Below are 7,141 nucleotides of genomic sequence, written 5' to 3'. Positions count from 1 at the left end.
ACAGTCTCCCGACTTTGAAATTTTATTATTCGCTTACTCAATCAATGGCGAACCTACCAAGATCGTAGATTTAGCACAAGGTGAGCGATTGCCGGGAGAAATCATTATAGCAATGGCTGATGCACAGATTACAAAGCACGCTTACAATGCAGCTTTTGAATGGTATTGCTTAAGTAAGTATCTTGGTTGGGATCCGTTATCTTGGCTATCACATTGGCGATGCACGATGTTCCACGGCTTGTATTGTGGGTACACAGCAGGATTAGGACCAACAGCAAAAGCACTGGGTTTGCCGCAAGAAAAGCAAAAAATGACGGTAGGTAACTCTCTCATTAAATTGTTTTGTACGCCAACCAAACCAACAAAGAAAAATGGCAACCGCACCCGAACACTCCCTCATCATGAACCGGAAAAGTGGGAACTGTTTAAAGAATACAATATTCAAGACGTTGAAGTAGAAAAAGAGATTGAAAATAAGTTATCTAAGTTTCCTGTGCCTTTACAAGAACAAAAAATGTGGGAATTGGATCAACGGATTAATGCTTATGGTGTAGCAGTGGATCGTCAGCTAATCGATGGGGCTCTTTACATAAATGATGTGACAACAGCAACGCTGACGGAAGAAGCTAAACAAATTACAGGATTAAATAATCCTAACAGTGCCGCCCAATTAACCAAATGGTTATTAGAAAAGGGTGTGGAAGTGGATAACCTGCAAAAAGAGACTGTCTCCAATCTTGTAAAGTCAACCGAAGGCGAGGTTAAGAGAGCGCTAGAAATACGGCAGGAACTCTCAAAAACAAGCGTCAAAAAGTACGAGGCGATGGTAAGCGCTGTTTGCGATGATGGCAGGGTAAGAGGTCTTTTACAGTTTTACGGTGCGAATCGTACCGGACGATGGGCGGGGCGATTAGTCCAGGTACAAAACCTCCCTCGAAATTATCTTGAAACACTTGGCCATGCGCGTGAATTAGTAAGAGAAAAGAAAGTGGATGCCTTGAAGCTGATTTACGGAAATGTGCCGGACACCCTTTCCCAATTGATCAGAACGGCTTTCGTTCCAAGTGAAGGGAATCTACTAGTTATATCCGACTTTTCAGCGATTGAAGCAAGGGTGATTGCTTGGCTTGCAGGAGAACAATGGCGGTTAGATGTTTTCAACACTCATGGAAAAATATATGAAGCATCTGCATCCCAAATGTTTGGTGTTCCGATCGAATTAATCAAGAAAGGCAATCCCGAATATGAATTGCGTCAAAAAGGAAAAGTCGCTGAATTGGCTTTAGGTTATCAAGGTGGATCCGGAGCGTTGATCTCTATGGGTGCCTTGAATATGGGATTAACGGAAGAAGAATTACCCGACATTGTAAGACGTTGGCGATCATCAAATAAACGAATACAAGACTTATGGTATTCGCTTGAAAACGCTGCCTTGTCTGTTATGAGAACCGGGCAACCTGCGGGAGTAAGAGGGTTAATCATTGCGCGTGAAAGTGACATTCAAAATGGGTTAGATTTTCTTACTATTACCCTTCCAAGTGGTAGAAAGTTGTTTTATGTAAAACCTTTCTTATCCGAGAACGATTTCGGCAAAGAAGCGATTTATTATTACGGCTTAAACCAAACAACGAAGAAGTGGGAACAGACGAGCACTTACGGCGGGAAATTGGTCGAGAATGTGGTACAAGCCATCGCAAGAGATTGTTTGGCTGTCACGCTTGACCGGTTAGAAAGGGCAGGATATCAAACTGTCATGCATATCCACGATGAAGCCGTGCTGGACGTACCGAAAGAAAAAGCGGATTTAGAAAAAGTTGAAAAGATCATGAGTCAAGAAATCAGCTGGGCGCCTGGACTTCCACTAAACGCAGCTGGTTTTGTTTCTGAATATTACAAAAAAGATTGATTGTTACTAGAATTTATGCAAAAGGAGGACAAGATATGCCTATCTCTTACGAAGTTTTCATGAGACATGCTGAAAAAGTGACCAAGAACGCAACTAAAATCAATCCGACACGTCCGGTGTTAGCAGGTGTTTTTCATCATGAGGACGGTTCGTTGGTTGTCACTGATTCGCACAGATTATATAAAGCGTTTGGTACACATCATGATAAAGACTTAGGGTCCGTTATTACTCCTAAAGGAAAAAAGATTGAAGGAAATTATCCTCCAGTAGATAGACTTATGCCATACAACGATCCGCAACAAGAAATCGTTTTTGAAGTGGGTGAACTATTACAAGCTGCAGATATTCTTTATCACACAGGAATGGTTGCTAAGGAGAGAGAGTGGATATCGATTTTAGAGATAAGACCGTTGCTTTTACCTTTGCTGGAGTCATGATGGGTTCCTACACTTTATCTAAATCATTTAAGGAGCCTTTTTCCCTTAATGCTCTATATCTCTTGGAAACTATGAAACTGTTTAAGGCAGCAAAATGTGAAACGGTTAAAGTGAATTTTTACGGTAGACATCAGCCTTTATTGATCGAAGATGAAACAGGTGACTTAAAAACTCTTATTCTACCGATCAAAAGGCATTAAAGGGAGGTTTGTCAAGTGATTACTGTTGTTAGTGGAGATTTAGAAAAAGCTAAAGCGGAAATGAAACAAAAAGCCCAGGGCTATAAAAATGCGGAAAAGGCATTAAGAAAGCTGCACAAGAAGGATAAGCTTATTCCCGCCCATGTTCAAACCAAGCTTGATAATCTTGTACGTTTGCAAAAAATATATTCTGCATCATGGGTTGTTCCAGTAAAGGTTGGCGGAATTATTATCAACTATAAAGTCCTTCAAGCCTATTTGAAAAAGTTGAAAAAATTTAATCTGAAAATTGCTGTTAGTGACGATCGTCTGACTCTAACATACAAACAAGACCAAAAAGGATATATCGAGCTGTACGATATGTCAAAGTATTTTCACGATTTTAAGCACATTCCAAGTGCGGTAATTGATGATGGCTCGAAAGCGTAAACGTCAGCCAAAGTGGACACTGTTGTTTCGTGTAGAAGGTGAACAAAAGGTTTACCTGTACGAGCCTTTAAAGAAATACGAATTAAAAGCACGTATTCGAAACGGATGGAAACCTATTAATTAAAGGAGTTGATAGCCATGAGAAACTACAACTCTGTACAACCAACAACGGAAATGAAAAGAAATTTTGTTCTTGAACGGTTGCTAGAAGCAGGCGTAACAAAAAGCCAACTTGGGCAAGACCTTCACGAATTAGATTATGAGGAATTGAAGTATGAGTTAGTTCTACAGTCTTTTCGTGAAATCGATGTCCAATCGGATAAAAATAAATGGTTTTAGAAGGAGAGAGTCACTTGTCATACGGTCCATTTATTCCACGCAACATCAATTATGAAAATGAACCGAAAGAAGATGTTATTAACCGTCCATCTCATTATCATCGGAACGGAATCGATGTCATAGCCTTTGCAGAATTGCAGTTTAGTAAGGTTGAGTTAAAAGGCTTCTATCGGATAAATTGTCTTAAATATTTAACGCGGTTCGATAAGAAAAACGGAGTCGAGGATTTGAAAAAGGGTTTGTTTTATTTAAATAAATTAATAGATTTGGAGGACGCACAAAAGGAGTGATCAGTTTGGGCAATGTACCGTTATTAAATGAAAATCATATAGAACCGTATCTGGAACTAAAGAAGCAACGAAAGACGGATAAGGAAATCGTAGAGAAACATTTCTTTTGCAATAACTCTACGCTAACACGCTTCAAAAAACGTTTCGGGATAAAGGTGCAAAAAGTACGACGAAGGAAACAGGAGGAAAGATTATGATTAATAAATTATGTGAGGAAGCTTTTGCTACGGCAATCTCAAAAGGATGGCATGATGAACCAAGAGAAACAGGAACTTTCTTAGCGTTAATCCATAGTGAAGTTAGTGAAGCACTTGAGGCAGATCGGAAAGGTGACGAAGAAAATTTTGCAGAAGAGTTAGCAGATGTTTGCATTCGTATTTTTGATCTATGCGGGGCTAAGGATATTGACCTTGAGAAAGCTATCTTAATGAAAATGGAAAGAAATAAACACAGATCATATAAGCACGGAGGAAAGGCGTATTAACAGAAAGGAAAATAACCAGAACTTAGGTGATCAATATGCAATTCGACAGACAAATTATTATATCAGCTGCTGGGAGTCGTAAGGCTACCCAGTGGCCTCCTCAAACTTTATATTGGTCCGACATGGTGGAAAGACTTCGTACAGCTGCAAGAGGAACGGAAACACTTGCGGAATATCTCAAACTACCAAAATCCCAACAAGACGAACTAAAGGACGTTGGCGGATTTGTGGGGGGTACACTAGCAGGGAATCGGCGTAAGGCATCCAATGTAACCGGTAGAGATATTATCACGCTTGACCTGGACAATATCCCTGCCGGTGGCACAGCTGACGTACTTAAAAGACTCGAGGGATTAGGGTGCGCTTATGTTACCTACTCTACCCGAAAGCATGAGGAAAACAAGCCTCGTTTACGTGTATTAGTTCCTTTAAGTCGCACGGCTACAGCTGATGAATACGAGCCTTTAGCACGTAAGCTGGCATCTTTCATTGGAATGTCTCTTGCGGATCCTACCACGTTCGAAGCTTCGCGCTTAATGTATTGGCCATCTTGTTGTTCTGACAGCCAGTACGTTTTTAACTACGGAGATAAACCTTTCTTAGACACAGACGGTTTACTCGCTACTTATGGAGATTGGCGCAACATACAAGAGTGGCCAGAAGTACCTGGAGCGAATCAAACGCATGTACGATTGGCAGCAAAGCAAGGGAATCCTCTTGAAAAGCGCGGAGTCGTGGGCGCGTTCTGCCGGCAATACGATATTCATTCTGCCATAGAAACCTTTTTACCGGGCGTCTACACTCCAACTGATGATGGATCCGGAAGATATACCTTTGTAGGAGGCTCTACGGTTGGCGGTGCGGTTATCTATGAAGATGGGCTTTTTCTTTATTCCCACCATGCTACGGATCCGTGTAGTGGTCGTCTTGTTAATGCCTTTGACTTGGTCCGTTTGCATAAGTTTGGAGAATTAGACGATGAAGCAAAGCCCGATACACCTGTCAATAAGTTACCTTCTTTCGTCCAAATGAGCGCTTTTGCGTTAAATGATACAGGAGTAGGGGCAGCGTTAAACCAAGAACGGTATGAGCAGGCGATGCAAGACTTCGGTTCTCCAGTGGGACAATCGGGATCCCCAGCAACCGAACAGGATTTCAATTGGATTCAAAAGTTAAAGATTAGTCCAACAACCGGGCAACCGTTGAAATCTATAGAAAATGCACAGATTGCGCTTGAAGGCGATCCTAATTTAAGAGGGCGCATTCGTATGGATTCCTTTGCGGATGCCGTTATTGGCATCGCACCGTTTCCCTGGGCACCGAGAGATCAAGAAGAAGGACCTTTTTTGTGGACGGAATCGGATGATGCAGGTCTTAGGAGTTATCTTGAAAAGATATTAGGTTTCCGTGTTCGTGACCTTATTAATGATGCTTTGGTTTTGTGCGCAGCCAAGAACCGGTTCAACCCTGTTGTTGACTATCTTAATAGTTTGCATTGGGACGGAGTAAAGCGCCTAGAAACCCTTTTTATTGATTATCTTGGGGCAGCTGACACACCCTATACAAGGGCTGTTACCCGTAAATCGTTTATCGCTGCCGTTGCAAGAGCAATGAGTCCGGGATGCAAACATGATACTATGCCCGTTTTAACCGGCGCACAAGGAATGGGGAAAACCACGTTAATTCAAAAGATGGGAAAATCTTGGTTTACCAATAGCATTGAATCCTTTGAGGGTAAAGAGGCAGCTGAACTTTTACAAGGTGTGTGGCTTGTGGAAATAGGCGAAATGAGCGCTTATAACAAGAGTGATGTAAATACTATTAAAGGATTTTTAAGCCGTACAGAAGACCAATATCGGGCTGCCTATGCACGGAAAACAGAAAAGCATCCTAGACGGTGTGTGTTCTTTGGTACATCAAACAGGAGTGATTATTTAAAGGATCCAACAGGTGGTCGGCGTTTTCTTCCGATCGATGTTGGAGTACAGCAACCGACAAAAAGCGTGTTTCACCATTTAGATTCAGAAGTGGATCAGTTATGGGCGGAGGCAGTGATGCATTGGCGGTTGGGCGAGAGCACGTTTTTAACTGGGGAACTTGCAGAAGAGGCGAAACGGCAGCAGGAAAGCCATTCGGAGCAAGATCCACGAGAGAGTCTTATTCGAGAATTTATCGAAAGAAAAGTGCCGTTAGATTGGCAGAAGAAAGACATTGGCGCGAGGAAAATGTATTGGTCCGGTGAGTTTGGAAAGGTAGACACGCCTACCGAACCAAGAGACCGAGTATGTGCAGCAGAGATATGGGTCGAGTGTTTAGGCGGAGAAATCCGTTTTATGAAACGAGCGGATACGATTGCCATCAATGACATATTGGAGCAAATCGAGGGATGGAAAAAACAAAAAAATCCCTACCGATACGGTCCATATGGAAAGGTAAAAGGTGGATATGTAAGAGCCTAAAAAGTGTCTACCTTCTATCTAAAAAGTGTCTACCTTGTCTACCTTGTAAATATTGGTAATGTCTACCTTGTCTACTTTAAATTTTGAGAAAGTAGACGGGAAAGTAGACGCCTAATCCCTTGATATAACTATATTTATTACTATATGTCTACCTTGTCTACCTTAAGTATAAGAATATAAATAAATAGGTAATATAGGGGGTTATATATATACCTAATGCCTATTTTTAGTATATATGCATATAGGGGGTCTTAAAGTAGACAGGGATGTTAGGAGGAGCAGAATTGAACGACTGTGAAAAATGGCTTTTTAATTTTTTGAAAGATAGAGATTTTGTCCTTTGCGATGAGGTGAGAGAGGACTTTAAAAAACAAGGATTTAAAAAATCTGAATTCAAAGCAGCTAGAAAGAGTCTAAGAATTGAAACCATCAACAACGCAAATTGGAGTGAGGGCGGATCCACAGAATGGTTTTGGAGGCTACCGAAATGAGAGAAAGAGATATTGAAATTTATTTGAGGGATGAAGTGAAAAAAATAAAAGGGAGAGCCTATAAATTCGAATCACCTGGTAATGCAGGTGTGCCAGATAGGTTGGT

Annotated in this window: 8 protein-coding genes; all 8 read left to right on the top strand. The window is 41.3% G+C overall.

All coding sequences use genetic code 11. The annotated features are described in order from the left end of the window. A partial coding sequence (locus tag B5V89_RS18790) for a DNA polymerase (RefSeq protein ID WP_108073484.1) occupies positions 1–1,906 on the top strand: 1,906 nt, incomplete at its 5' end. Between the two features lie 35 nt (positions 1,907–1,941). After that, on the top strand, positions 1,942–2,343 hold the full coding sequence (locus B5V89_RS18785) for a beta clamp domain-containing protein (RefSeq protein WP_108073482.1): 402 nt from the start codon (positions 1,942–1,944) through the stop codon (positions 2,341–2,343). A 215-nt stretch (positions 2,344–2,558) separates the two neighbouring features. After that, positions 2,559–2,972, top strand: coding sequence for a hypothetical protein (locus B5V89_RS18775; protein ID WP_108073478.1), 414 nt, complete (start codon positions 2,559–2,561; stop codon positions 2,970–2,972). Beyond that, a complete protein-coding gene (locus B5V89_RS20335) occupies positions 2,956–3,096 on the top strand; it encodes a hypothetical protein (protein ID WP_213083819.1) in 141 nt (46 codons plus the stop codon). Before B5V89_RS18775 ends, B5V89_RS20335 begins: the two co-directional genes overlap by 17 nt. A 14-nt stretch (positions 3,097–3,110) precedes the next feature. Further along, positions 3,111–3,311 carry a hypothetical protein gene (locus B5V89_RS18770; protein WP_108073476.1) on the top strand — a complete coding sequence of 67 codons (201 nt, stop codon included), beginning with the start codon at positions 3,111–3,113 and terminating at the stop codon, positions 3,309–3,311. A 14-nt stretch (positions 3,312–3,325) separates the two neighbouring features. Then, the gene (locus B5V89_RS18765; protein ID WP_181294719.1) at positions 3,326–3,601 is read left to right on the top strand and encodes a DUF3310 domain-containing protein; all 276 of its coding nucleotides are present in this window, start codon (positions 3,326–3,328) and stop codon (positions 3,599–3,601) included. 193 nt (positions 3,602–3,794) lie between these two features. Further along, on the top strand, positions 3,795–4,085 hold the full coding sequence (locus tag B5V89_RS18755; protein WP_108073467.1) for a MazG nucleotide pyrophosphohydrolase domain-containing protein: 291 nt from the start codon (positions 3,795–3,797) through the stop codon (positions 4,083–4,085). A 35-nt stretch (positions 4,086–4,120) separates the two neighbouring features. Then, on the top strand, positions 4,121–6,544 hold the full coding sequence (locus B5V89_RS18750) for a virulence-associated E family protein (protein WP_108073466.1): 2,424 nt from the start codon (positions 4,121–4,123) through the stop codon (positions 6,542–6,544). Positions 6,545–7,141: the final 597 nt, after the last annotated feature.

It is taken from the genome of Heyndrickxia sporothermodurans (assembly GCF_003055045.1).
In the GTDB taxonomy this organism is placed as follows: Bacteria; Bacillota; Bacilli; order Bacillales; family Bacillaceae_C; genus Heyndrickxia; species Heyndrickxia sporothermodurans.
The sequence above is the reverse complement of the archived record's forward strand: the minus strand, read 5'-3'. Positions and strand labels throughout refer to the sequence as shown.

Bases quoted from the DNA above. Each gene is read 5' to 3' on its own strand.
- B5V89_RS18785 (WP_108073482.1), top strand. From the start codon at position 1,942: ATGCCTATCTCTTACGAAGTTTTCATGAGACATGCTGAAAAAGTGACC.
- B5V89_RS20335 (WP_213083819.1), top strand. From the start codon at position 2,956: ATGGCTCGAAAGCGTAAACGTCAGCCAAAGTGGACACTGTTGTTTCGT.
- B5V89_RS18770 (WP_108073476.1), top strand. From the start codon at position 3,111: ATGAGAAACTACAACTCTGTACAACCAACAACGGAAATGAAAAGAAAT.
- B5V89_RS18755 (WP_108073467.1), top strand. From the start codon at position 3,795: ATGATTAATAAATTATGTGAGGAAGCTTTTGCTACGGCAATCTCAAAA.
- B5V89_RS18750 (WP_108073466.1), top strand. From the start codon at position 4,121: ATGCAATTCGACAGACAAATTATTATATCAGCTGCTGGGAGTCGTAAG.